The sequence below is a fragment of the Acinetobacter sp. ANC 4204 genome (genome assembly GCF_002135205.1).
In the GTDB taxonomy this organism is placed as follows: domain Bacteria; phylum Pseudomonadota; class Gammaproteobacteria; order Pseudomonadales; family Moraxellaceae; genus Acinetobacter.
In genome coordinates this window covers 160,176-183,187 of record NZ_NEFZ01000007.1, presented here as the reverse complement: position 1 = coordinate 183,187, position 23,012 = coordinate 160,176, and the positions used below count along the sequence as shown (strand labels likewise).

Genomic DNA, 23,012 nt, shown 5'->3' with positions numbered 1-23,012 from the left:
ATGGGGAACGTTGATTACTCAAAATACGCAAAACTAAGCCCATTTGAATTAAAAGATAAACTGATTGCACTCGCAGAAAGTCGAACTGATCGGATGATGCTGAACGCAGGTCGAGGAAACCCAAACTTCCTTGCAACTGTGCCTCGTAGGGCTTTTTTCCAGCTGGGTTTATTTTCTGCAACCGAATCTGAATTTTCATTTTCATATATGCCAGAAGGGCTCGGGGGCTTTCCACGACCTGTCGGTTTGCAATCTCGCTTTGATAACTTTGTACTTGAAAATCGTGATAAGCCAGGCGTAGTGTTTTTAGGAAAAGCAATTTCTTACGTCAGAGACCAGCTGGGCTTAGATCCTGATGCATTTTTACTGGAAATGGTTGAAGGTATTTTGGGTTGTAATTATCCTGTTCCAGATCGCATGTTACGCCTCAGCGAAACCATCATTAAAGAATATGTGCTGCGTGAAATGGGCGTGCAAGGTATGCCAAAAGATGGCTTAGATCTGTTTGCTGTAGAGGGCGGAACAGCAGCAATGGCATATATTTTTAACTCGCTTAAAGAAAATAAAATTATTGCTACGGGTGATCGAATTGCTATTGGTACCCCGATTTTTACCCCTTACTTAGAGATTCCAAAACTCAATGATTATCAGCTAGAAGAAGTATTGATTGAAGCAGATCCAAAACAAGGATGGCAATACCCAGAGTCAGAGCTCCGCAAACTAGAAGATCCATCAATTAAAGCTTTCTTCTTGGTGAATCCAAGTAATCCGCCCTCAGTTAAAATGAGTGATGAAGGCTTGGCGATTTTGGCAGATATTGTTAAAAAACGTCCTGATCTGATTATTTTGACCGATGATGTGTATGGAACATTTGCTGATAATTTCAAATCATTATTCGCCATTTGTCCAGATAACACCATTTTGGTTTATTCGTTCTCCAAATACTTTGGTGCGACAGGCTGGCGTCTTGGGGTCATCGCCATGACCAACAATAATATTTTGGATAAGAAGCTTACTGAATTATCTAAAAAAGACAAAAAAGAACTAGAAGAACGCTATTCATCACTTACGACTGACCCATCGAGTATCAAATTTATTGATCGTCTGGTGGCAGATAGTCGTAATGTGGCCTTAAATCACACCGCTGGACTGTCTACACCACAACAGGTTCAAATGGTTTTATTTGCGTTATTTAACTTAATGGATTCACGTCAAAGTTATAAAAAAGCAGTTAAATCTGTGGTGCGTGAGCGTGATGCAGCACTGTATCGACAACTGGGTGTTGATGTTCCTCAAGATCCAAATGCAGTCGATTACTATACACTGGTGAATTTGGAAAATACTTCGCGGACGCTTTATGGTGATGAGTTTGCAGACTGGGTTATGAAAAATAAAAACCCAACTGAGTTACTTTTCCGTGTAGCGGATGAAACGGGCGTGGTTTTACTTCCAGGCTCTGGTTTTGGTGTACAACATCCTTCCGCACGCGCATCTTTGGCAAATCTGAATGAATTTCAATATGCAGCCATTGGTGATTCATTACGACGCTTTGCGGAAGAGTCTTATCAGGAATATCTAAAATCTAAAAAGAAAAAGTAAGCTTGAACGGTGTGGATTAAACCAGTTGTAAAAAAGCCCATCTCATTTGATGGGCTTTTTTATATTATTTTAGATGCAGAATAAAAAAGAGACGTTAGGTAGATAGGGACGAAAGCTTTTCAATATGCGAAGAGTAGAAAATATATAATTCAGTATTTCTTTACTTGACTGAATTTTTAAATAAAGCATCTGATAGAACAGAAAGGCTATAATTTTCATGAAATACTTGATAATCAATGTCTTGGATATATTTAATATGCTTATTTCACTATAAAATGGATGGTTTAGGAGTAAGTATATAAAATCCATTAATCTCTATTTTCACAATTGGAACTTTCTGGGAATCTAGATGAAGTCACTTTTAGGGGGGTATTAATTACAAATTACGTTGATTAACTCTTGAATGTGAACATCTAAGGTATCCAAAGTAGTGAGCGGTAAAATAGTATCTTTAAATATTAAAGGCAGTTCCGTACAGCCTAATATAATGGCATCAATATCATCTTCCTCATGCATTCGTTGCACAATTTGGAGCATCTGTTTTTGTGTTTCAACGGAAACAATCCCATGTTCTAATTCGCTAGAAATTTTGTCTGCAATAAATAACTGCTCATCCGCGTGAGGCATTACAATATTTATTCCAGCTTCTACAAAAGGCTTTTTAAAAAACGTTGCCTGCATTGTAAACTGTGTTCCGAATAGCCCAATTTTTGCATAATTTTGACGTTGTGCTTCTTTTTTTGTCGCCTCCACAATACTTATTAAGGGTACTGTTGAATTGGCTTGAAGTTGATCAAACACAATATGAGGGGTGTTGCCTGTTAAGGCAATAATTTCTGCACCACCAGCAATGAGGCTATTAATTCCTTTCATTAAGTATGAAATCAGCCCTTCAAAATCTTCATGCTCACAGAACGCTAAAACTTCAAATACATTTAGGCTTTCGATTGCTAAGTTGGGGAAGAATGTTGGTCCAACTTTTTCCTGTAAGGAATAAACCAGTTTTTTATAATAAAGCAGGGTAGATTCGGGTCCAATACCACCAATTAATCCAAGTTTTTTCATTTTTGAGCCTCTAGTCGACGTTCTGTTGTGGTTTTCCCCGCGACACCCCAATTGTCCATTTCAACTTCATCAATAATGACCATCGTTGTTGCTGGATTTTTATTTAAAACGGTGACTAAGAGCTGAGTAATCCCGTCAATAATTTGCTTCTTTTGTTCAATCGTAGGCGCTTCATTTCCACCTGTCACTTTCACATTTACGAAAGGCATCGACATCCTCTACACATTATAAAATTAAGGTCTCGAATGTTAGAGGGTATTTTTCTTCAATAAAATTAAATAATATTGAGTAAATCGTTTAATTTTATTGAATCATGGAAATTAGCCAACTTAAAACACTTATTGTGCTTATTGAAACTGGAAGTATTACTGGTGCAGCCAAAAAGTTAAACCGAGTACCTTCCGCAATTACTATTCGCTTACAACAGCTTGAGGAGTATTTGGGAGTGTCACTTTTTATTCGAGAGAAAAAAAGTTTAGTTGCGACACCCAAAGCATTATTACTATATCAATATGCAAAGCAAATCGTAGCACTGGCGTATGAAGCTGAAAATACAATCAAAGCTGATCAGCCTAGTGGGCCTTTACGAGTGGGTGCATTGGAAAGTATGGCGGCAACAAGATTACCCGCACCACTGGCTCAGTTATATTCGATTTATCCTGCAATTAAATTGGAACTGGTTACAGGTATACGCGATGGTTTATATCAATCTTTACTGGATGGCGAGTTAGATGTGGTTCTAATTGGAGATGCTCCTCAAAATCCACTGTTGAATCGTTCGCTCATTTATGATGAAGAACTTATAATTATTGCGCCTAAGGAGCATCCTAAAATTTTAATGCCGTCAGATGCTGAAAGTGCAACTATTCTTGCATTTAAAGAGGGTTGTTCTTATCGGGATCGACTTTTAAACTGGTATCAGTCCTTTAATATCACACCAAAAAGGATAGCTGAGGTTGCATCCTATCACGCAATTCTAGGTGGTGTAGCCGCGGGCATGGGGATTGCGATTATTCCTAAAACGATGTTAGATACTTTTCCAAATCAAGATTTATTGTCCGTACATTATATAGATTCAGCATTAGGACGCATCCAGATTGAATTAATTTGGAGAAAAGAATTAATTTCTGCAAATATTCAAGCTTTAGAAAAGTGCCTCCTGAATAGGACGTAAATGATTGATTTAATCTTATTCTCGTATGAAACTTTTGGTGATCTTTTTTGCATATTTTATTGGTCAATCTTATGATGTTTCTAGCGTTTGAATAGAAACTATTGAATTCAAAAATAAAAATGGGGGAAGAGTGGATAAATACTTACTGGTCGCCTTGGTGGTTGGTGCATGTATACTTTTGGTGATTTACACTCAACTTGCACCAACAGGTGGGCAAAAAAACTTTAAGCAAATTGTGCAACAGGCATTTAGTCGTTATAAAGTGATTGAAAAAAATTACACCATTATGATTTGTGAGATCAACCATCGCAATGAACCAGAAGAGTTGGTCTTTATCCGTATTGACCCTGCTCAAAAGAAAAATTTGCGCACTTCGGGAAGAATGCTGATCGCTACTTATCCCAAAGCACCTTCGGTACGTGAAATGCGTAAAGATTTTAAAGGCTATGTCACTTAATTCATTAGCGTCGACGAGAGCTACTACGGCTGCGTCCACGTGCCATGCCGCCTAAAGCATTGAGTACAGCAAGTTTGGTCATACTGCCCGAAGCATGCGCATGACAGATGGCAGCAGCAAGCGCATCGGCGGCATCTTGCTGTGGTTTGATGCTTAGGTTTAAAAGTTTCATCACCATCATTTGTACTTGTTCTTTATCTGCAGCACCGTAACCGACCACAGACTGTTTAATTTGACGGGCTGTGTATTCGGCAACTTGTAAGTCTAGGTTTACTAGTGCAGCAATTGCGGCACCACGTGCTTGCCCGAGCTTCAGTGCAGAGTCAGGGTTTTGTGCCATAAAGACTTGTTCAACAGCAGCTTCAGTTGGACCATGAAATTTTACAATACGATCAATCCCTGCAAAAATACGCTTTAGACGCTCAGGCATTTCAGCTGTTTCAGTACGAATGGTGCCAGCATCGACAAAAATTAGTTTTTGACCTTCTTTTTGAATAATACCGTAGCCTGTGAGGCGAGAACCGGGGTCAATACCAATAATTAATGACATGCAAGCCCTTTAAAAAAAATAATATGCCCATATTGTTACATAAGCGGATGAAAAAAGCTTGATGTAGATTGAGCAGTTGATCATTGCACCTTATTCATTTTGTTGAGATTAGATTAATTTTCATGAAATTATTTCTTTTTATATTGGCTGGTGTCATTCTCGAAGTTTTCGTATGGATTGGCGTGGGCGACCTCGTTGGTAGTATGTGGTACGTATTCTTCTGGTTTATTGCTGCTTTCTTTATTGGTATGAGCCTGATTCGCAAGTACTCAGCAGGTTTAATGCCGCAAATGCAGCAAATGCAAACAGGGCAGATGAGCGGTGATCCTGCATTAACCAGTAATCTACCTAAAATTATTGCAGGTTTTCTTTTATTGATTCCTGGTTTGCTAACGGACGTGCTAGCTGTGCTTTTACTTATCCCTGCGGTGCAAAAAGCCATGACAGGCGCATTGATGAAAGTGATGATGAAGCGTCAACAAACGATGATGGAAAAAATGATGGGTGGCATGATGGGCGATATGAATGGCATGGGCGGTGGGGCTCAAGGTCAAAACCCATTTGCAGACATCATGCGTCAGATGCAGGAAATGCAGCAACAGCAGGGTGGTTCAGGCTACCGTGACTCGAGTATTATTGATGGCGAAGCACGAGAAGTAACGCCCGATGCGAAAAAAATTGAAATGAAAGATGTGAATAAATAATTTCATGCCTAATTTTAAAGCCGAGTTCAAACTCGGCTTTTTTTATTGCTTTAAAAATGTTGAGGTGTTGATGATTTAAAATAAATATAACAAACGATATAATTATTTTTTAAAATTATACTTCTTTTTATGTCATTGCTTTTCACGATTTGTGCTTTGCATTTTGTTGCACAGCTTAGTCCCGGTCCTGATGTTTTACTGATTGCCAAAAGTTCAGCTTCGACCACACAAAAAAATACGTTAAAAACTATCTTAGGTATTTCCGTTGGCATCGTGGTTTGGGTGGTTTTAACCTTGTTAGGTTTTACTGTACTCATCGACAAAATGCCATGGATTCAACAGCTATTGATGTTGGTTGGTGGGGTGTTTCTCGCACGTATGGGCTGGTTCATGTTGAAAACAGGCATCAACACAATACAGCAAGACGCAATGCTGGATGATGGTCAAAAACTGGCTACACCGAAGGCCAACCATTATTTCATGTCAGGGTTGCTGACGAACTTGTCCAACCCGAAAACGCTGATTTATTTTAGTAGTGTGTTTTCACTAGCCTTGAGTTCTAGCGCAAGTCCTTACTTAAAAATGCAGCTTGCGGTGATTATTCCAATTCAAACTTTTATGACTTTTGCATTGTTGATGATGCTTTTGTCATTACCTAAAATTAAGGCGGCTTATCAGCGTTCAGGAAGTTATATCGACATTTTTTCTGGTGGGTTGTTCCTGATTTTTGCTTTATGGCTTTGGTATGATGCTCTTGCAATCTACATCTAAGTTCTCTTTAAGTTCTTTAGATGATGGGATCTGTTCCAAGGTGGAGGCCTCGTCTTTTTTACTCTGTGTATAACGGTTAGGCTGCAATGTCGCTTCGGTATTTTCTGAGCCCTTATAGCTACGACTACGGTTGGCACGTTCGCGTAAACCGCCTTTTTTGATCAACTGAACCATTCTTTCTTCCTCATCGTTGCATCGTATTTTAATAAACAATCGCTAGAAAACTAAAGGGTTTTAAGCAAATATGATGGAATACGTCAAAAACTATTATGTTACAAAATGAAATTGTCATGATTGGGTGTTATAACAAGGAATTGTTTTTAATTCAGTTGATTAGTTTTACGGTGTAAGTTTTTGCTGACAGCATTTCAGGTTAATGGTACTTGTGCCTCAACAAATACTCACATAAGATAAATTAATCTAACATTCTGTGAGGCAGGGTGATGGACAATAAAAACAAGAAAGTAAGAAAACAAAGGGGGAAAGTTATGCTCTATCAATATCACTGCGCTTGTTGCGAAACAGTTGTCGCATCAACAGACAAAGACTGCCCAAACTGTGGATCACACAATATTAGAAGCCCTTTTGGATTTTGGATTTTCTGTATTGTTGCATGTTTAGCAGCGGCCATTATTGTTAAATCTGTACAAGTTTATTTGACGGATCGAAATAGTGAACCTACCGCTGTGACTTCACTTTTTGATGTGCTTAATCATGAAAATAAACCAAAGTAAGTGATGTTCAATGACTTCACGATTGAACTGATGGGCTATTTTCCATCAGTGAAAATAAAAAAACCCGCATTAAGCGGGTTTCTTTTGGAATCAAACTTATAGACCAGCTGCAGCTTTAAGCGCTTCCACTTTGTCAGTTTTTTCCCATGTAAATGCAGTATCTGAACCTTCGCGACCGAAGTGACCATAAGCAGCAGTTTGCTTATACATCGGTTGAATGAGGTCAAGCATACGAGTGATACCGTATGGACGTAAGTCGAAGTGTTCACGGACTAATGCAATGATCAGCTCTTCAGATACTTTTGCTGTATTGAAGGTATTGATTGAAATAGACGTTGGCTCAGCCACACCAATGGCATACGACACTTGGATTTCACATTTGTCTGCAAGACCCGCAGCTACAATGTTTTTCGCAACATAACGACCTGCGTAAGCAGCAGAACGGTCAACTTTAGATGGATCTTTACCAGAGAAAGCACCACCACCGTGACGTGCCATACCACCGTAGGTGTCTACGATGATTTTACGGCCTGTTAAACCACAGTCGCCCACTGGGCCACCAATCACAAACATTCCTGTTGGGTTGATGTGGAATTTGGTGTCTGCATGGAACATCTCAGCAGGAATTACTTTTTTCACGATTTCTTCAATCACAGCTTCTTTTAAGTTGCTTTGAGAAATTTCAGGATCGTGCTGGGTAGACAGAACCACTGCGTCTAAACGAACAGGCATGCCATTTTCATAAGCAAAAGTCACTTGGCTTTTTGCATCTGGACGTAACCATGGTAAAGCACCACTGCGACGTAGTTCAGCTTGCTTTTCCATTAAACGGTGTGCGTATGAAATTGGAGCAGGCATAAGCACGTCAGTTTCACGGCTTGCATAACCAAACATTAAACCTTGGTCACCTGCGCCTTGATCTTCAGGCTTTTGGCGGTCTACACCTTGAGCAATCTCTGGTGACTGTTTACCAATCATGTTGATCACAGCACAGGTTGAACCATCAAAACCTAGGTCAGAATGGTGATAGCCAATGCCATTTACGGTTTGGCGTACTACTGCTTCAAAGTCAACATTTGCAGTTGTTGTGATTTCACCGGCAAGTACTACCGCACCCGTTTTTACAAGCGTTTCACAAGCAACCCGCGCATATGGGTCTTCTTTTAAGATCGCATCCAAGATAGCATCACTGATTTGGTCAGCCATTTTATCTGGATGGCCTTCGCTTACAGATTCCGAGGTAAATACAGCGTACTCGCGCATAAGTCCTATCACAGTTAATTTAAAAGACGCAATATGGTACATCGACTTAGCCGTTTGAGCCAGTTCTACACGACCAAAATGACTGAATTTATTTCAATTCAACGACTTTTTATCTGATATAGGCATCTAAAAAATTGATATAGCGTTTATTTTTAGTTCGAAATGGCAAATTAACGGGTTTTTCTTCAAAATATAGAGGCATGTATTTTGGAGTGTTATGCGCTGTTTATATTTTAATATAAAACAAAAACTTGACTTGTTTTTTATTGGTTTTCTTGTTTTAGCATTAAATAAAAAATGCTCAAAATATGTATCAGAAAAGAATCTATAATTTGTCCTAATTCATGAAAAATCTAAAAAAATGAATAAAATTCACCATGCGTGTTTAATTGTATGTAAAAAATACAAATGTATGCTGTGATGTGTTTGATACTCAAAGATAACGGTTTGTTCTGATTAGTGAATAGGATGATTGAGCTTTGTTTTTAAAAGTTGAAGATTCTATCGTATGGGATTTGAACCAGAGAAAAGCTAGTGAGGCATTTCTGAGTGAAATTGTTGTGATTTTAGGCAATGCCCGCATTTATTAGACATTGATGATGAATAAATAGCGAAATATTGTCCATTAGGCTTTACCCATTCCTCTTTTTTTAAGACAATACACCTATCTTTGAATTCTATTCATCTTACTCTTTAAATCATTTGTTTGGACTCTGACCTATGACAACCCCGCTTAACGAACGTCGTATTGCAAACGCAATTCGTGTATTGGCAATGGATGCTGTGCAAAAAGCAAACTCTGGACATCCAGGTGCGCCAATGGGGATGGCTGATATCGCTGATGTGGTATGGCGTGAGTTTTTCAACCATAACCCGACTAACCCACAATGGGCGAACCGTGACCGTTTTGTACTATCAAATGGTCATGGCTCTATGCTGCAATATGCGTTATTGCACCTTACGGGCTATGATTTATCAATTGAAGATTTAAAAGCATTCCGTCAACTGCACTCTAAAACGCCGGGTCACCCAGAATTAGGTTATGCGCCAGGTATTGAAACTACGACTGGTCCGCTTGGTCAGGGGATTGCAAACGCAGTTGGTTTTGCTTTAGCTGAAAAAACTTTAGCAGCGCAGTTCAATAAAGATGGCTTAAGTGTTGTTGACCATTTCACTTATTGCTTCTTAGGTGATGGCTGTTTAATGGAAGGTGTTTCTCATGAAGCATGTTCACTTGCAGGTACTTTAGGTCTGGGTAAACTGATTGCTTACTATGACGACAACGGTATTTCGATTGATGGTGAAGTAGAAGGTTGGTTCTCTGACGATACAGAGCAACGTTTCTTGGCTTACGGTTGGCAAGTTCTTAAAGCTGATGGTCATGATGCAGATGCATTACGTGCTGCAACTTTGCAAGCAAAAGCTGAAACGAAAAAACCAACGATCATTATCTGCAAAACGATTATTGGCCTAGGTTCACCAAACAAACAAGGTAAAGAAGACTGTCACGGTGCGCCACTTGGTAATGACGAAATCGCATTAACACGTGAAGCATTAGGTTGGGCAGAAGGTCCATTTGAAATTCCTGTTGACGTTTATGCAGCATGGGATGCAAAAGCAAAAGGCACAGCTTCTGAAGCGGCTTGGGATGAGTTATTTGCGCAATATGCAGCAAAATATCCAACTGAAGCAGTTGAATTGAAACGTCGCCTTTCAGGTGAATTGCCAGCTGAATTTCTGGCTCAAGCCGATGCGTTTATTGCTGAAACTAATGCAAAAGCCGAAACCATTGCTACACGTAAAGCAAGCCAAAACACATTGCAAGCATTCGGTCCATTATTGCCTGAATTATTAGGCGGTTCTGCGGACTTGGCTGGTTCTAACTTAACACTTTGGAAAGGTTGCCAAGGTGTTCAAGACAATCCAGCGGGTAACTACGTACACTATGGCGTACGTGAGTTTGGTATGACTGCAATTGCAAACGGTGTTGCGCTTCACGGTGGTTTCATTCCTTACGTTGCAACATTCCTTATGTTTATGGAATATGCGCGTAATGCAGTACGTATGTCTGCGTTGATGAAACAACGTGTAATCCATGTATATACACATGACTCAATTGGTTTGGGTGAAGATGGTCCAACGCATCAACCTGTAGAGCAAATTGCATCTTTACGCGGTACACCAAACTTAAATACTTGGCGTCCATGTGACACCGTTGAAGCCGCTGTGTCTTGGAAATCTGCACTTGTACGTTCAGAAGGCCCAACTGCGTTGATCTTCTCTCGTCAAAACCTACCATTCCAAGCACGTACAGATGCACAAATTGCAAATGTAGCGAAAGGTGGTTATGTATTGGCTGAAGAAAAGGGCGAATTAAAAGCGATTATTATCGCGACAGGCTCTGAAGTATCTTTAGCAATGGAAGCACATGCACAGCTTGAAGGTGTGCGTGTCGTATCTATGCCATGCGCAGAAGAATTTGTGAAGCAAGATGTAGCGTACCGTGAAGCGGTTCTTCCATCAAATATTCGTGCACGTGTTGCTGTTGAAGCAGCGCACGTAGACTACTGGTGGAAGTTTGTAGGTCTTGATGGTCGTGTAATTGGTATGACGACTTATGGTGAATCTGCACCAGCGAAAGACTTATACCAATACTTCGGTATTACCACTGAAGCGGTCGTTGCTGCAGTAAAAGAATTGACAGCTTAATCCCCCTCGGTTGACTGTTAAAAAGACGCCCCAGTTTAGGGGCGTCTTTTATTTTGAATGACATATACAACATGCAAAATACTGATGCCAGTAGTTGCATAAATTTTAGGTGAAGATATGAGCTTATATGATCAAATTCATGACGAAGTCGTGTTAATGGATGCGGGCGAACAGAAGTGGATTGGACCAGATCTACCTTTGGAAGCGATGGTGGCGGTTGAACTACTATTGCAAGACTTGGCAGAGGATAAGCAAATTAAGATTCGCCGTAAAAACCATGAAAAACAGACGGGTATGAAGCTGATTGATCGGATTTTGATTGAAAAATTATGATGGTTTTCACGTCTAAAAGAAGCCTTATTGAAGTGATTCAATAAGGCTTTTTCTTTGGGTAGATTTCGGTTTAAATATGAACAATAGAAAAACGAAATGTTACGAAAGATCGGATCAAAATAAGATGTAGAAAAATATTCAAATTGTGCGACTGGACGAAATAAATCAGTCCTATTGGCTGGTGTTGTAGCAGGCCTATCAACGTTTTATCTGGCTGATCTGGATCAGTAAATCTTTGAACATACATGGAATAAACTTACCGATCCTAAGCTTGTACATATGTATGGTTTTTCCACGAAACTCGATGAGCAAATTGTAGGCATTGTGCATGTGATCGAACATGATAGTTGTTGGACGTTAAAGCCTTATGCATATCTACAAGATCTATTTACGCATGAGGAGTATCGTGGGCTAGGGGTTGCAAGAGCTTTAATCGAACATGTCAAAATGCATACCGAAAAGCGAGCATGTGATCGAGTCTATTGGCTTACCCATCAGAATAATTTAGTCGCTCAGCAACTCTATAATAAAGTCGCGAAGAAAACAGGTTTTATTCAATATAAAATGTAGTGCTAAGACTACATTTTAGAACAAATTTATCGTTCTAAACTTGCAACATATCGTTTTATCTTTATGGGTGTATTCGCTGTAAAACTCTATAAACTAAACAGTATTCCAGTGTGAGATAAAAACATGAACTTTAAAGCTTTAACAATCGGTTTGGCTGTTGCAACTGCAACGACATTTGCTATGGCGAAACCTGTAGCATATCAAATTGACCCTACACATACTGCAACAGTGTTTTCATGGAACCACTTCGGTTTTTCAACACCATCTGCAAACTTTAGCGACATTCAGGGTGTCATTAATGTTGATAATGCAAAACCTGCAAATTCGTATGTGAATGTAACGATTCCATTATCTAGCTTGAATACCAATGTAAAAGCTTTGGATGAGCACTTACAGGGTGCAGATTTCTTTGATGCAGCAAAATATCCAAACATCACTTTTAAAAGTACTAAAGTACAAGCGGTTGGTGCAAACAAATACAAAATCACAGGTGACTTAACTGTTAAAAACGTGACTAAGCCTGTTGTATTGGATGCTGTATTGAATAAGCAAGGTGAGCATCCAATGACGAAAGCTCAATCTATTGGTTTCAATGCGACAACTTCATTTGACCGTTCTGCATTTGGTGTAGGAGCTTATGTGCCGAATGTAGGTGATAAGATCACAGTGAATATCACGACTGAAGCATCGGTTGCAAAATAATTTTTGTAATACAAAAGCTTATCAAGGAAGGAGAGAGCCTTGGTAAGCTTTTTTGTTTCTAACATCCTTACAAAAAATGTGATCGTTCTGCTCAAAATAATAATAAAACTAATAGGTTTATAGAAATTTTACCCAAAATGCGAGTATCGGAATTTATTTAACGTGGTTTAAACTTGTGCATTACTATGATTTTTTAGAAGTAATGCTATTTAATTATTAGAAATTCAGCAAAAAAATGCGCAGACAGCAGTCCAAAAGCTTCTTGAACTTAATAGTTAGTGGAAAAGTCATAAAATCAATTGGTGAATTTCACACTAATGATTTCCTCCCTTAGAAAAGCATGTATGTTGAATAGAATAACTATGTATTTACTGCAAATATTTATTTTAAGCTGAATATTAGAAAGATCCTTTTTTAATTAAAATACTTATTTGATGGGGAATCATAAATTTTTCATCTATATAGAGGGGGAATTTAATAAAAAATGGCTAGATTAATCTGACACACCCACCCATTATGATAGAAAAATAAAAGTGAGTAGCTGATTTATTGATTAATCTTTACGGCTTGCAATGTTTGATTCTTTTGGGGTTATCTTAAAACCAAATATGTGGATGAATAAAGCCTTTTTTAGGGCTTTATTCATCTAAATTATACTTGGATATATGAATTAAGCTGTTATGGCGTTACTTTTGTTAAGGATGATATTAATTTGGTTTCGTAGTCATTTAGGACATTGTCAATATTTTCAATCCATTTGGTGCCATTGGCAACTTGTGCAGATTTAACTACTTTACTGTAAACATGAACAGGTTCAGCAGCTAAATTTTTTGTATTGCTAATATCTGTGTCAATTTCAGAATGGATTTTGATGGATGCAAATCCTGGTTGGAACCATGACCAAAACTTATTGATTTTAATGTTGAGAACAAAGTCGGCATTTGCTCGGTTAGTTTCATTATTTTCAAGAACTACATACCCAGATCGTTCGAGAGCGAGGGTAGTACGTTTTTGTAATAATTCTGAGACAGTTTCTTTTTCTAACAAAATATCGCCTAAAGCTTTTCCATATCCATTTCTTTTACGAGCAACAGCTTTTGCTTTATCTGCTTCAGTTGCCTTAGCCAAGCCATCTTTTAAAGATGGGATGTCGGCAGTTGCAGGTTTATCTTCGAAAGTTCGGTCATCTTCAACGAGTGCAATCACTACTTTTTTAGAATTTGCTACTTCTTGATAAGATGTAGGATTATGAGGTGTAGGGACTTGAATCAGTCCACGAGATGTTGCACAACCAGAAAGTGTAGTTATTAACAGCCCCAAAGTAAGAATTATGAAAGAGTGTTTCACTAGTACCCCTAAATATTTATATAGTTGGAAAAACGGGATAAATATAAAGAAATAACCCATAAAATGAAAGAGAATTATTCTCATTTGTTAAATTATTAATTGTCGTTGAATATTAAAATATAAAGTCTAGAGTTCTGTGTTTGAATTGAAAGAGCGCCTGCTAATAAGAACTTCTTTATATGCCCCTAGTTGAAAATCATTGGACTTTATAAATAATACTTTATTTATTTGTAAGATTTTCTACATATTCTTGCCATTCGATGCTTTGATTTTATTCTTATCTGAAATATCACTATATTTTTCTGGAGCTGTATATTTATAACTAACTTAGTTACTCTTTTTATTTTGAGAAAGATGAAAATATGTGCTTTGAATATTGAGCTCACACCGTAGCCCAATAGGGTTAAAAAATAAGTGATATATTTTAAAAAAGCACCTACTAGAAAGAGTTCAGAGGTGCTTTTTTATAGCATGTCAGATAAGCAATACTAAAAGAATGGGTAAGGTATCACTATACTCTATAAAGTTTGAACTCGTTTTCATTTGTATTAAGAAGCAGTTTTCACTTCAACCAGCTGTTGCATGTACGTTGCTATAACCTGACCTGAGACTTGCTCTAAGGGTGCTGCAAAACGTAGATTGTCTGCACGTAGGGCTGGAATATTAATCCGTGCTTGGCGCAGCTCTGCGGTATGCCCGATCAACCATTTTTCTAAACCATCGGTGGCGACTTCAGGGTGGAACTGTAAACCGAGAATGTTTTTGCCTACACGAAACGCTTGGTTAGGATAAACCTCTGAGCTGGCTAAAAGTTCAGCCTGCGCAGGGAGTTCAAACGTATCTCCATGCCAATGCAGGACTTCAGTTCCTTCAAGTGCTTGTAATGGATTATGCTCAAGAGTATGGAGCTGTAACTGACTCCAGCCAATTTCTTTACTATGACCTGCATACACTTTTGCACCCAAAGCATGTGCGATTAACTGTGCACCGAGGCAAATGCCTAAAGTGGGTAAATTTTTTTCTAAACGCACTTTCAGTAGGTCTATTTCTTGTTGTAGAAATGGGTAGTCTTCGGTTTCATACACCCCGATAGGGCCACCTAAGATGACGGTTAAACCGTCATAACTTAATGCTTTAGCTAAGTCATCTTTACCTGCTTCAAAATATCGTACCCGATAACCCAATTGATATAACACATCTTCCCATGCGCCTAGATCTTCAAACGCAAGATGCTGAATGGCGTAAATAGTATCAGGTAATACAGTCATGACAGGCTCGTTTATTGGTACTAAGGAGCCTAAAAATGTACAGGGAAATGAGCCGAAGTTGAAGTCAAGAACGAAGAAAATATGTAGAAAAACACGACAAATGGAATCATTCACTTTGTTTAAGTTGCAACATATTTTTAATCATCCATTTACTTGAGTTTAAGATCTCATGTTGTAAATGTTCATCAGCCATGCTGCGTGCCATGACAATAGCTCCGACCAGTTGGCACAGTACAGCCCAAGCTTGTGTTTCACTGCCCAGATGCTGTGTAAATAAAGCATGACCACGAAGCATTTCCTGTTGAAAGCATTGTTTTGTGCTTTCGCTACTACGTGCAACTTCTGTTGCCAAGGCGGGAATGACACAACCATGATCTGGGCGCAGGACATGAGAGAAAGCTAAATAGCGATCTAGTTCAAAATCAATCCAGTCAGATAGTTTTTCATGAGGATTGGCTTGCCATGCCTGAAAACTGTGTTGTAGCTCTGACTCAATGAGTGCTTCAAATAATTCGTGTTTTGACGAAAAATGTGAATAAAAAGCGCCGCTGGTCATTTGAGCGGCTTGCATAAAGCTATCGACACCAGTACTGGCAAAACCTTGTTTTTTGGCCAGTTGGCCACTGATTTTAAGTAACTCTTTACGTTTTTCTTCTTTATAGCCTGTTTTGTAGCGCATAGTGATTTCATCAAAATATTATTGACTGATTTTGAAAACTATAACATAGTGATCGTTATAATAACGATCGTTATTTTATAAAAGGGAAATATTTATGGATAGAACACAGCAAGAACAACAGTCGCAATTGACCGAAGCTAAAAAGAAAGTGGCATTGGTGATTGGTGCAGGCGATGCAACAGGGGGGGAAATTGCAAAACGTTTTGCCCGTGGCGGTTATATTAGCTGTATGACGCGAAGAAATGCCGAAAAGCTCCAGCCCTTAATTGCAGAAATAGAAGCTGAAGGGGGGATTGCGTATGGTTTCGCTTCCGATGCACGTAAAGAAGATCAAGTCATTGCTTTGGTGGAAGAAATTGAAGCCAATATTGGTGAAATTGATGTTTTGGTGTTTAACATTGGGGCGAATGTGCCGTGTAGTATTTTAGAAGAAACTGCACGTAAGTATTTTAAAATTTGGGAGATGGCATGCTTCGGTGCATTTTTGACAGGGCGTGAAGTAGCGAAGCGAATGGTACTGCGGGAGCGAGGGAGCATTATCTTCACAGGGGCAACCGCAGGAATAAGAGGTGCAGCAAACTTTGCCGCTTTTGCAGGTGCAAAGCATGCATTACGTGCTTTAGCCCAAAGTATGGCGCGTGAATTGGGACCTAAAAATATTCATGTAGCCCATGTGGTGGTTGATGGTGCAATTGATACAGACTTCATCAAAGACACTTTCCCGGAGTTGTATGCACGTAAAGAGCAGGATGGCATTTTAAACCCTGTACATATTGCAGAAAATTATTGGCATTTGTCGCAGCAACCGCGTGATGCATGGACGCATGAGTTGGATTTAAGACCTTGGATGGAAACGTGGTAAAAGGACAAAGCATGAAAACCGTAGAATTTTATTTTGACTTGGGCAGCCCGTATAGTTATTTGGCCTACTATCGGTTACGGCAAATGGCCGAGCAACAAAGTTTTCAAATCATATATAAACCTATTTTATTGGGTGGCGTATTTAAGGAGACAGGGAATAGAAGTCCGATAGAGATCCCGAGTAAAGGTATTTATTCCATGTTAGATATGCAGCGTTGGGCGGATTATTACGGCATTCCCATGCAAATGAACCCACATTTTCCCATGAATACTTTAACCTTGATGCGTATTTTGACAGGCGTTCAATTGTTGCATTTAGAAAAGTTTGAGCAAGTTTTAAAACTTTTATTCGATGCGATGTTTGGTACACCCAAAAACCTTAATGAACCTGCTGTCTTAGCAGAGGTGTTAAAACCAAGTGGCTTTTCTGTAGATGACATCATGAGTATGGTTCAGTCGGATGTGGTGAAGCAAAAACTGATCACTGAAACGGAACTGGCCATTCAACGGGGCATTTTCGGTGCACCGACATTCTTTGTGCGGGATGAGATGTACTGGGGACAAGATCGCTTACATTTTGTTGAGCAAGCACTGCAAAAGTAAGTTAGATAGAGAGCAGATTAGCCAAAGTAATGGCTAATCTGCTTCAGAATTAAAATAAACGTTTAGGGGTATGCGCAGTGTCCAGACTCACCATTTCGTGTTCGTCTTTTAGCTCAACCCCAGAATAGCCAAGTTTTTTTGAACCACGCATGAGTGACATTAGCCGTTGTGTTGCAATTAGAATACTTAAACCCGCAGGACGAACATTAGAAATACAGTTTCTTTTTGCGTCTAGGGTACCAGTACTAGCTTTCCATGTGTAATAAATCCCCATGCTGTCTGGTGAGCTGAGACCAGGGCGTTCTCCAATCAGCATGACCAACATTGTAGCGTGTAGGCATTCGGCAACTTGGTCACCCAAAGCAACTCGGCTGCCTGTTGCAATAACGATAGGAGCAATAGACCAATGCTCAGCTTGCAAATGTGGGATGAGGTGCTGAATAAACGGTACGGCATTTTCTTCAATTGCACGTGCAGAAAGACCATCCCCAATCACAATACAAACATCATAAGCTTGTGGGTTACTTGCTTTAAATGTTTGTAAGCCACGATAGGATTCACTATTAAGCAAACGCCCTAGATCTGGACGTTTTAGATATTCCTGCTTGTCTTCGGCTTGGCTATGTACGGTTAAACTATCCAAACTTTGGTTTTTAAAACTAGAGACCAATAGATCGACATCTAAAGCTTGATGTACTGCATCCTGTGCTTCAGCATGGGCCAGTTGGAATTTCAGCATTTCATGCGTAGGAATACTACAACCTGCACGTCCGATTGCAATTCGTGCATCGGTAAATTTTTTAAGATTTTCCCAAACATCCTGATGCTGTTCGGATTGATAGTTTTCGAGAGGAACAAGTGACATAGGTTGCTCCTTATATATGTAAAAGTTTTTCAAACTGAGGTGGCATGTGTTCAGGCCACTGAATGTATTGTTGCTGTTGTTTAAAAATCCCTTGTTCGGCGAGCCACGTATCAAATTCAGGTGCGGCTTTTAGACCCAGAAGCTGTCTTAAATACAAGGCATCATGAAACGATGTGGTTTGATAGTTCAGCATGACATCGTCTGAACCTGGAATGCCCATAATAAAGTTCAACCCTGCTGCACCAAAGAGGGTGAGTAATACATCCATGTCATTTTGGTCAGCATCGGCATGGTTGGTATAGCAAATGTCACATCCCATTGGTAAGCCGAGAAGCTTGCCACAAAAATGATCTTCTAAACCTGCTCGGATAATTTGTTTGCCATTGTATAAATATTCTGGACCAATAAATCCAACCACGGTATTGACCAACAGAGGGTTAAATTTACGTGCGACTGCATAAGCGCGAACTTCTATGGTTTGTTGATCAACGCCGTGATGGGCATTGCTGGATAAAGCACTGCCTTGACCCGTTTCAAAGTACATCACGTTTTGTCCCACAGTGCCGCGTTTCAAAGCGAGTGTCGCTTCATAACCTTCACGGAGTAACTCAAGATTAATCCCGAAGCCGTCGTTGGCAAGTTGAGTTCCTGCAATAGATTGAAACATCAGGTCAATCGGCACATTTTTTTCAGCCAGTTGAATGCCTGAACTGATATGGGTTAGCACACAGGATTGGGTTGGAATTTGATGCTCTTGAATAATATGATCGAGGAGTTTTAAGAGCTCTGATAAATTTTGGAGGTTATCCGTTGCGGGGTTAATCCCTATGACTGCATCACCATTGCCATACATCAGTCCGTCCAAAATACTGGCCGATATCCCCAAGAGATCATCTGTAGGGTGATTGGGTTGCAAACGAGTGGAAAGATGCCCTTTTAAACCGATGGTGTTGCGAAATTGGGTGATGACTTCACATTTGCTGGCCACCAAAATCAAGTCTTGATTACGCATAATTTTACTGACAGCGGCTACCATTTCAGGTGTTAAACCTAAGGCAAGTTGCTGTAACTTTTCTGTGCTTGCATCTGCACTGAGCAACCAGTTGCGAAAGTCACCTACAGTGAAATGTGAAATAGGGGCAAATAAATCACTACGGTGCTCATCAATGATTAAGCGTGTGATTTCATCTTGTTCATAGTCAATTAATGCTTCAGTTAAAAATTGTTTGAGTGGAACCTCTGCCAAAGCCATTTGTGCAGCAACACGTTCCGTTGCATGTTCAGCTGCAACACCTGCCAATTGATCTCCCGATCGCAATGGTGTTGCCTTTGCCATAAGCGTTTTTAAGTCATTAAAAACATAATGTTGATGTCCAATCAAAGTTTTATAAGCCATTTTGAAAGGTCCTCTTATAATTCTTGCTCAGCCTTGCGAATATTTTCAAACTCTTCTTCAGGTGTTCCTTGCACCAGTTTATGCCGACTATAAAAGATGAAGTAAGCAATAAATACCACATAGATACCAGCCGCCATAAACCAAACTTTAGGGTCGACCACAAAGCCTGCAATTACTGCGATACTGGCTAAAATTAAGGCAATAGATGAAGTCGCAATGCCACCTGGTGTTTTGTATGGGCGTGGTAGTTCAGGGCGACTGATGCGGAGTTTGATGTGGGACAGCATCATTAAAACATAGGAAATAGTCGCACCAAACACGGCCATTAAAATAAGTAGATCACCTTCACCAGTTAGCGACAGTAAAAAGCCAATGATGCCAGGGATGATAATGGCTAAATAAGGTGCTTTATTTTTATTTGTGAGTGACAGGGATGTCGGTAAATAACCTGCACGAGATAATGCAAAAATTTGGCGTGAATAGGCGTAGATAATAGAGAAGAAACTTGCAATTAAGCCAGCCAAACCCACAAAATTGACAAAACTAGCAAGCCACGTATTTGGTCCATAGACTGCAACAAGTGCATCGACCAATGGGGCACCTGATTCTTTTAATTGATCTGCACCAGCTGCTCCAACACCAAGAAACAAAATGAGCATGGCAAATGCAGCAAGGATAAGCATGGAACCGATTAAACCACGCGGGAGTGATTTAGATGGATCTTTAGCTTCTTCTGCTGCAAGTGGTACACCCTCAACGGCTAAGAAGAACCAAATTGCATAAGGCACGGCAGCCCATATCCCAATATAGCCCATAGGTAAGAAATTGCTTGCCCCAATATTTTCAGTTTGAGCAATATTAAACAGATTGGCACTGTTGAAATGGGGTGCCATTGCGACGAAAAATACAAATAAGGCCACAGCAGCAACTGCGGTAATCACAAAGATGATTTTCAGTGCCTCACCCGCACCTTTGAGATGAATGCCCATAAAAATCAGATAGCAGATCAAATAGATGATCCATCCACCGATACCAAATAATGATTCACAGTAAGCACCAATAAAGCAGGCAATAGCAGCAGGTGCGATGGCGTACTCGATTAAAATTGCAGTACCTGTGAGATAACCGCCTAAGGGGCCGAAAGCTGTGCGGGCGAAACTATAACCTCCACCAGCTGTGGGAAGCATGGTCGCCATTTCAGACATGGCAAGGCACATACATAGATACATAATGGCAACTACGACTGTTGCAATGAACATACCGCCCCAGCCACCTTGAGCTAAACCGAAGTTCCAGCCTGCAAAGTCACCAGAAATGACATAAGCCACGCCTAAACCGACTAAAAGTAGCCAGCCGACAGCACCTTGTTTAAGTTGTCTTTTTTCAAAATAATCGTCAGAAGTTTGCACTGTTTGTGTTGATAAAGATATTGAATCTTTAAGCGGAGAGTCTGTCATAGGAAGCTCCATATCTTAAGTTTTTATAGATGGCTTGGTTCATACAATGTTTAAGCAATTTCAGTACCAAGCAATCAGACATCCTGTCTAATTTTGTGTGTAACGCAGAGATAAATTATTATTTTTGAAGGTTGAAGGTTGAAGGTTGAAGGTTGAAGGTTGAAGGTTGAAGGTTGAAGGTTGAAGGTTGAAGGTTGAAGGTTGAAGGTTGAAGGTTGAAGGTTGAAGGTGTTTAGGGTAACGAATCACCCTAAACACATCATGCACAAATATATTTATGCTTAGAAGAAGCCCATTGGCTTAGTGGCATAGCTTACAAGCAAGTTTTTAGTTTGTTGGTAATGATCAAGCATCATTTTGTGGTTTTCACGACCAATGCCAGATTTTTTGTAACCACCAAATGCCGCATGCGCAGGGTAGATATGATAACAGTTGGTCCAAACACGACCCGCTTCAATTGCACGACCCGCGCGATAAGACGTATGAGCAGAACGTGACCATACTCCTGCACCTAGACCGTAAATGGTGTCATTTGCAATTTTAATCGCATCATCAAAGTCTTTGAACGTTGTAACCGAAAGCACTGGTCCAAAAATTTCCTCTTGGAAAATTTTCATGTCGTTTGTGCCTTTGAAAATGGTTGGTTCGATATAGAAACCTGTACCCACTTCATTACGTTCACTACCACCCGTCAGTAATTGAGCACCTTCATTACGTCCTGTTGCGATACAGCCTAAAATTTTCTCTTGTTGTTCTAAAGAAGCTTGTGCACCAATCATCGTTTCAGTGTCTAGTGGGTGACCTGTTTTGATGCGTTTGACACGTTCAATTGCTTTTTCCAAGAATTTATCGGCTATGCTTTCTTGAACTAATGCACGTGAAGGGCAAGTACAAATCTCACCTTGGTTCAACGCAAACATAGCAAAGCCTTCAAGCGCTTTGTCAAGATAATCATCGTCTTGATCCATAATATCTTCAAAGAAGATGTTAGGAGATTTACCACCAAGCTCTAAAGTTACTGGAATAATATTTTCAGTTGCATACTGCATAATCATTTGCCCAACAGCGGTTGAGCCTGTGAATGCAATTTTTGCAATACGTGGGTTAGTTGCAAGTGGACGGCCTACTTCAACTCCATAACCATTTACAATGTTTAAAATACCTGGTGGGAGTAAGTCTTGAATCAGTTCAACCAAGACTAAAATACTTACAGGCGTTTGCTCAGCTGGTTTAAGAACAATACAGTTACCTGCTGCAAGGGCTGGAGCAATTTTCCATGTTGCCATTAAAATTGGGAAGTTCCATGGAATAATTTGTCCCACAACACCTAATGGCTCGTGGAAGTGATAGGCAATAGTGTCTTCATCAATTTCAGAAATACCACCTTCTTGTGCACGAATACAACTTGCAAAATATCGGAAATGATCAATTGCAAGTGGAATATCTGCAGCTAAGGTTTCACGTACTGGTTTACCGTTATCCCAAGTTTCAGCTACAGCCAATTTCTCTAGATTTTCCTCTAGACGATCAGCAATTTTAAGGAGTAAATTAGAACGTGTAGTTGGAGAAGATTTATTCCATTGTGCTTTAGCTTTGTGTGCAGCATCGAGAGCAAGCTCAATATCTTCAGCAGATGAACGTGGGATTTTAGTAAAGGCTTTACCGTCGACAGGAGAGATATTTTCAAAGTATTCACCTTTTATTGGAGCAACCCACTCGCCACCAATAAAGTTTTCATACTGTGCTTTAAATTCTACTTTTGAACCAGGTTGGTTAGGGTCTACGTAGCGCATATTGAAGTTCCTTTGCTTATTGATTTTTTAAAAGCATCTACAGCTTTGGTATAAGGTACATCAGTACAATATTTAAGTAGCATACCTAATATAAGGTTGGAAAAAGGTTGGA

The 23,012-nt window shown here is 39.7% G+C and carries 23 protein-coding genes and 1 pseudogene; 12 read left to right on the top strand and 12 right to left on the bottom strand.

Annotated elements, in window-relative coordinates:
- Positions 1-1,599 carry a bifunctional aspartate transaminase/aspartate 4-decarboxylase gene (locus B9T36_RS14580; RefSeq protein ID WP_086210190.1) on the top strand — a complete coding sequence of 533 codons (1,599 nt, stop codon included), beginning with the start codon at positions 1-3 and terminating at the stop codon, positions 1,597-1,599.
- A 372-nt stretch (positions 1,600-1,971) separates the two neighbouring features.
- On the opposite strand, the gene B9T36_RS14575 is transcribed toward B9T36_RS14580, so the two are convergent.
- Positions 1,972-2,664, bottom strand: a complete 693-nt coding sequence (locus B9T36_RS14575; RefSeq protein ID WP_086210189.1) for an aspartate/glutamate racemase family protein — start codon at positions 2,662-2,664, stop codon at positions 1,972-1,974.
- Positions 2,661-2,873 (bottom strand): tautomerase family protein, encoded by a 213-nt coding sequence (locus B9T36_RS14570; protein WP_086210244.1) that lies wholly within the window; start codon positions 2,871-2,873, stop codon positions 2,661-2,663. Before B9T36_RS14570 ends, B9T36_RS14575 begins: the two co-directional genes overlap by 4 nt.
- Positions 2,874-2,977: 104 nt before the next feature.
- Between B9T36_RS14570 and B9T36_RS14565 the strand changes: the two genes are divergently transcribed.
- Together B9T36_RS14565 and B9T36_RS14560 are read left to right on the top strand one after the other, a co-directional pair.
- Positions 2,978-3,838 carry a LysR family transcriptional regulator gene (locus tag B9T36_RS14565; protein ID WP_086210188.1) on the top strand — a complete coding sequence of 287 codons (861 nt, stop codon included), beginning with the start codon at positions 2,978-2,980 and terminating at the stop codon, positions 3,836-3,838.
- Between the two features lie 130 nt (positions 3,839-3,968).
- Positions 3,969-4,295 carry a hypothetical protein gene (locus B9T36_RS14560; protein WP_086210187.1) on the top strand — a complete coding sequence of 109 codons (327 nt, stop codon included), beginning with the start codon at positions 3,969-3,971 and terminating at the stop codon, positions 4,293-4,295.
- Positions 4,296-4,299: 4 nt separating this feature from the next.
- Here B9T36_RS14560 and ruvC read toward each other — a convergent pair whose 3' ends face one another.
- A complete protein-coding gene (gene ruvC, locus B9T36_RS14555) occupies positions 4,300-4,845 on the bottom strand; it encodes a crossover junction endodeoxyribonuclease RuvC (protein WP_086210186.1) in 546 nt (181 codons plus the stop codon).
- Between the two features lie 122 nt (positions 4,846-4,967).
- On the opposite strand from ruvC, the gene B9T36_RS14550 reads away from it, so the two are divergent.
- Together B9T36_RS14550 and B9T36_RS14545 are read left to right on the top strand one after the other, a co-directional pair.
- Positions 4,968-5,549: an FxsA family protein gene (locus B9T36_RS14550; RefSeq protein ID WP_086210185.1), complete on the top strand. Its 582-nt coding sequence runs from the start codon at positions 4,968-4,970 to the stop codon at positions 5,547-5,549.
- A gap of 129 nt (positions 5,550-5,678) precedes the next feature.
- Entirely contained in the window at positions 5,679-6,320 is a 642-nt protein-coding gene (locus B9T36_RS14545; RefSeq protein ID WP_086210184.1) for a LysE family transporter, read from the top strand.
- Here the strand turns inward: B9T36_RS14545 and B9T36_RS14540 are convergent.
- Positions 6,282-6,494, bottom strand: a complete 213-nt coding sequence (locus B9T36_RS14540; protein ID WP_086210183.1) for a hypothetical protein — start codon at positions 6,492-6,494, stop codon at positions 6,282-6,284. The two genes, B9T36_RS14545 and B9T36_RS14540, sit on opposite strands and share 39 nt — an antisense overlap.
- Before the next feature lie 314 nt (positions 6,495-6,808).
- Here B9T36_RS14540 and B9T36_RS14535 point away from each other — a divergent pair, with 314 nt between their 5' ends.
- Positions 6,809-7,054, top strand: a complete 246-nt coding sequence (locus tag B9T36_RS14535) for a hypothetical protein (protein WP_162900260.1) — start codon at positions 6,809-6,811, stop codon at positions 7,052-7,054.
- A 96-nt stretch (positions 7,055-7,150) separates the two neighbouring features.
- On the opposite strand, the gene metK is transcribed toward B9T36_RS14535, so the two are convergent.
- Positions 7,151-8,317, bottom strand: a complete 1,167-nt coding sequence (metK, locus tag B9T36_RS14530) for a methionine adenosyltransferase (RefSeq protein ID WP_086210181.1) — start codon at positions 8,315-8,317, stop codon at positions 7,151-7,153.
- 720 nt (positions 8,318-9,037) lie between these two features.
- Between metK and tkt the strand changes: the two genes are divergently transcribed.
- The 4 genes and pseudogenes from tkt (at position 9,038) to B9T36_RS14510 (ending at position 12,631) form a co-directional block, all read left to right on the top strand.
- Positions 9,038-11,026, top strand: coding sequence for a transketolase (gene tkt / locus B9T36_RS14525; RefSeq protein ID WP_086210180.1), 1,989 nt, complete (start codon positions 9,038-9,040; stop codon positions 11,024-11,026).
- A gap of 117 nt (positions 11,027-11,143) precedes the next feature.
- A complete protein-coding gene (locus tag B9T36_RS14520; protein WP_004696769.1) occupies positions 11,144-11,359 on the top strand; it encodes a hypothetical protein in 216 nt (71 codons plus the stop codon).
- A 136-nt stretch (positions 11,360-11,495) separates the two neighbouring features.
- Positions 11,496-11,929, top strand: a pseudogene (locus B9T36_RS14515) (GNAT family N-acetyltransferase).
- 123 nt (positions 11,930-12,052) lie between these two features.
- The gene (locus tag B9T36_RS14510; protein ID WP_086210178.1) at positions 12,053-12,631 is read left to right on the top strand and encodes a YceI family protein; all 579 of its coding nucleotides are present in this window, start codon (positions 12,053-12,055) and stop codon (positions 12,629-12,631) included.
- Between the two features lie 678 nt (positions 12,632-13,309).
- On the opposite strand, the gene B9T36_RS14505 is transcribed toward B9T36_RS14510, so the two are convergent.
- From B9T36_RS14505 to B9T36_RS14495, 3 genes are all read right to left on the bottom strand, one after another.
- The gene (locus B9T36_RS14505; protein ID WP_086210243.1) at positions 13,310-13,963 is read right to left on the bottom strand and encodes a flagellar biosynthesis protein; all 654 of its coding nucleotides are present in this window, start codon (positions 13,961-13,963) and stop codon (positions 13,310-13,312) included.
- 563 nt (positions 13,964-14,526) lie between these two features.
- On the bottom strand, positions 14,527-15,246 hold the full coding sequence (locus tag B9T36_RS14500) for a glutamine amidotransferase (protein ID WP_086210177.1): 720 nt from the start codon (positions 15,244-15,246) through the stop codon (positions 14,527-14,529).
- Positions 15,247-15,352: 106 nt separating this feature from the next.
- Entirely contained in the window at positions 15,353-15,925 is a 573-nt protein-coding gene (locus B9T36_RS14495) for a TetR/AcrR family transcriptional regulator (RefSeq protein WP_086210176.1), read from the bottom strand.
- A gap of 94 nt (positions 15,926-16,019) precedes the next feature.
- Between B9T36_RS14495 and B9T36_RS14490 the strand changes: the two genes are divergently transcribed.
- Both B9T36_RS14490 and B9T36_RS14485 read left to right on the top strand, forming a co-directional pair.
- Entirely contained in the window at positions 16,020-16,787 is a 768-nt protein-coding gene (locus B9T36_RS14490; protein ID WP_086210175.1) for an SDR family oxidoreductase, read from the top strand.
- A gap of 11 nt (positions 16,788-16,798) precedes the next feature.
- Entirely contained in the window at positions 16,799-17,389 is a 591-nt protein-coding gene (locus B9T36_RS14485) for a 2-hydroxychromene-2-carboxylate isomerase (RefSeq protein ID WP_086210242.1), read from the top strand.
- 49 nt (positions 17,390-17,438) lie between these two features.
- Here the strand turns inward: B9T36_RS14485 and eutC are convergent, their stop codons facing one another.
- The 4 genes from eutC to B9T36_RS14460 form a co-directional block, all read right to left on the bottom strand.
- Entirely contained in the window at positions 17,439-18,254 is an 816-nt protein-coding gene (eutC, locus tag B9T36_RS14480) for an ethanolamine ammonia-lyase subunit EutC (protein WP_086210174.1), read from the bottom strand.
- A 10-nt stretch (positions 18,255-18,264) separates the two neighbouring features.
- The gene (locus B9T36_RS14475; protein ID WP_086210173.1) at positions 18,265-19,650 is read right to left on the bottom strand and encodes an ethanolamine ammonia-lyase subunit EutB; all 1,386 of its coding nucleotides are present in this window, start codon (positions 19,648-19,650) and stop codon (positions 18,265-18,267) included.
- Positions 19,651-19,664: 14 nt separating this feature from the next.
- Entirely contained in the window at positions 19,665-21,107 is a 1,443-nt protein-coding gene (eat, locus tag B9T36_RS14470) for an ethanolamine permease (RefSeq protein WP_086210172.1), read from the bottom strand.
- A gap of 281 nt (positions 21,108-21,388) precedes the next feature.
- Positions 21,389-22,900, bottom strand: coding sequence for an aldehyde dehydrogenase family protein (locus B9T36_RS14460; RefSeq protein WP_086210170.1), 1,512 nt, complete (start codon positions 22,898-22,900; stop codon positions 21,389-21,391).
- Positions 22,901-23,012 lie beyond the last annotated feature (112 nt).

What these genes read in the sequence shown, in the direction of transcription:
- B9T36_RS14580 (WP_086210190.1), top strand. Translation starts at nt 1, where the DNA reads ATGGGGAACGTTGATTACTCAAAATACGCAAAACTAAGCCCATTTGAA.
- B9T36_RS14575 (WP_086210189.1), bottom strand. Translation starts at nt 2,664, where the DNA reads ATGAAAAAACTTGGATTAATTGGTGGTATTGGACCCGAATCTACCCTG.
- B9T36_RS14570 (WP_086210244.1), bottom strand. Translation starts at nt 2,873, where the DNA reads ATGCCTTTCGTAAATGTGAAAGTGACAGGTGGAAATGAAGCGCCTACG.
- B9T36_RS14565 (WP_086210188.1), top strand. Translation starts at nt 2,978, where the DNA reads ATGGAAATTAGCCAACTTAAAACACTTATTGTGCTTATTGAAACTGGA.
- ruvC (WP_086210186.1), bottom strand. Translation starts at nt 4,845, where the DNA reads ATGTCATTAATTATTGGTATTGACCCCGGTTCTCGCCTCACAGGCTAC.
- B9T36_RS14550 (WP_086210185.1), top strand. Translation starts at nt 4,968, where the DNA reads ATGAAATTATTTCTTTTTATATTGGCTGGTGTCATTCTCGAAGTTTTC.
- B9T36_RS14545 (WP_086210184.1), top strand. Translation starts at nt 5,679, where the DNA reads ATGTCATTGCTTTTCACGATTTGTGCTTTGCATTTTGTTGCACAGCTT.
- B9T36_RS14540 (WP_086210183.1), bottom strand. Translation starts at nt 6,494, where the DNA reads ATGGTTCAGTTGATCAAAAAAGGCGGTTTACGCGAACGTGCCAACCGT.
- B9T36_RS14535 (WP_162900260.1), top strand. Translation starts at nt 6,809, where the DNA reads ATGCTCTATCAATATCACTGCGCTTGTTGCGAAACAGTTGTCGCATCA.
- metK (WP_086210181.1), bottom strand. Translation starts at nt 8,317, where the DNA reads ATGCGCGAGTACGCTGTATTTACCTCGGAATCTGTAAGCGAAGGCCAT.
- tkt (WP_086210180.1), top strand. Translation starts at nt 9,038, where the DNA reads ATGACAACCCCGCTTAACGAACGTCGTATTGCAAACGCAATTCGTGTA.
- B9T36_RS14520 (WP_004696769.1), top strand. Translation starts at nt 11,144, where the DNA reads ATGAGCTTATATGATCAAATTCATGACGAAGTCGTGTTAATGGATGCG.
- B9T36_RS14510 (WP_086210178.1), top strand. Translation starts at nt 12,053, where the DNA reads ATGAACTTTAAAGCTTTAACAATCGGTTTGGCTGTTGCAACTGCAACG.
- B9T36_RS14500 (WP_086210177.1), bottom strand. Translation starts at nt 15,246, where the DNA reads ATGACTGTATTACCTGATACTATTTACGCCATTCAGCATCTTGCGTTT.
- B9T36_RS14495 (WP_086210176.1), bottom strand. Translation starts at nt 15,925, where the DNA reads ATGCGCTACAAAACAGGCTATAAAGAAGAAAAACGTAAAGAGTTACTT.
- B9T36_RS14490 (WP_086210175.1), top strand. Translation starts at nt 16,020, where the DNA reads ATGGATAGAACACAGCAAGAACAACAGTCGCAATTGACCGAAGCTAAA.
- B9T36_RS14485 (WP_086210242.1), top strand. Translation starts at nt 16,799, where the DNA reads ATGAAAACCGTAGAATTTTATTTTGACTTGGGCAGCCCGTATAGTTAT.
- eutC (WP_086210174.1), bottom strand. Translation starts at nt 18,254, where the DNA reads ATGTCACTTGTTCCTCTCGAAAACTATCAATCCGAACAGCATCAGGAT.
- B9T36_RS14475 (WP_086210173.1), bottom strand. Translation starts at nt 19,650, where the DNA reads ATGGCTTATAAAACTTTGATTGGACATCAACATTATGTTTTTAATGAC.
- eat (WP_086210172.1), bottom strand. Translation starts at nt 21,107, where the DNA reads ATGACAGACTCTCCGCTTAAAGATTCAATATCTTTATCAACACAAACA.
- B9T36_RS14460 (WP_086210170.1), bottom strand. Translation starts at nt 22,900, where the DNA reads ATGCGCTACGTAGACCCTAACCAACCTGGTTCAAAAGTAGAATTTAAA.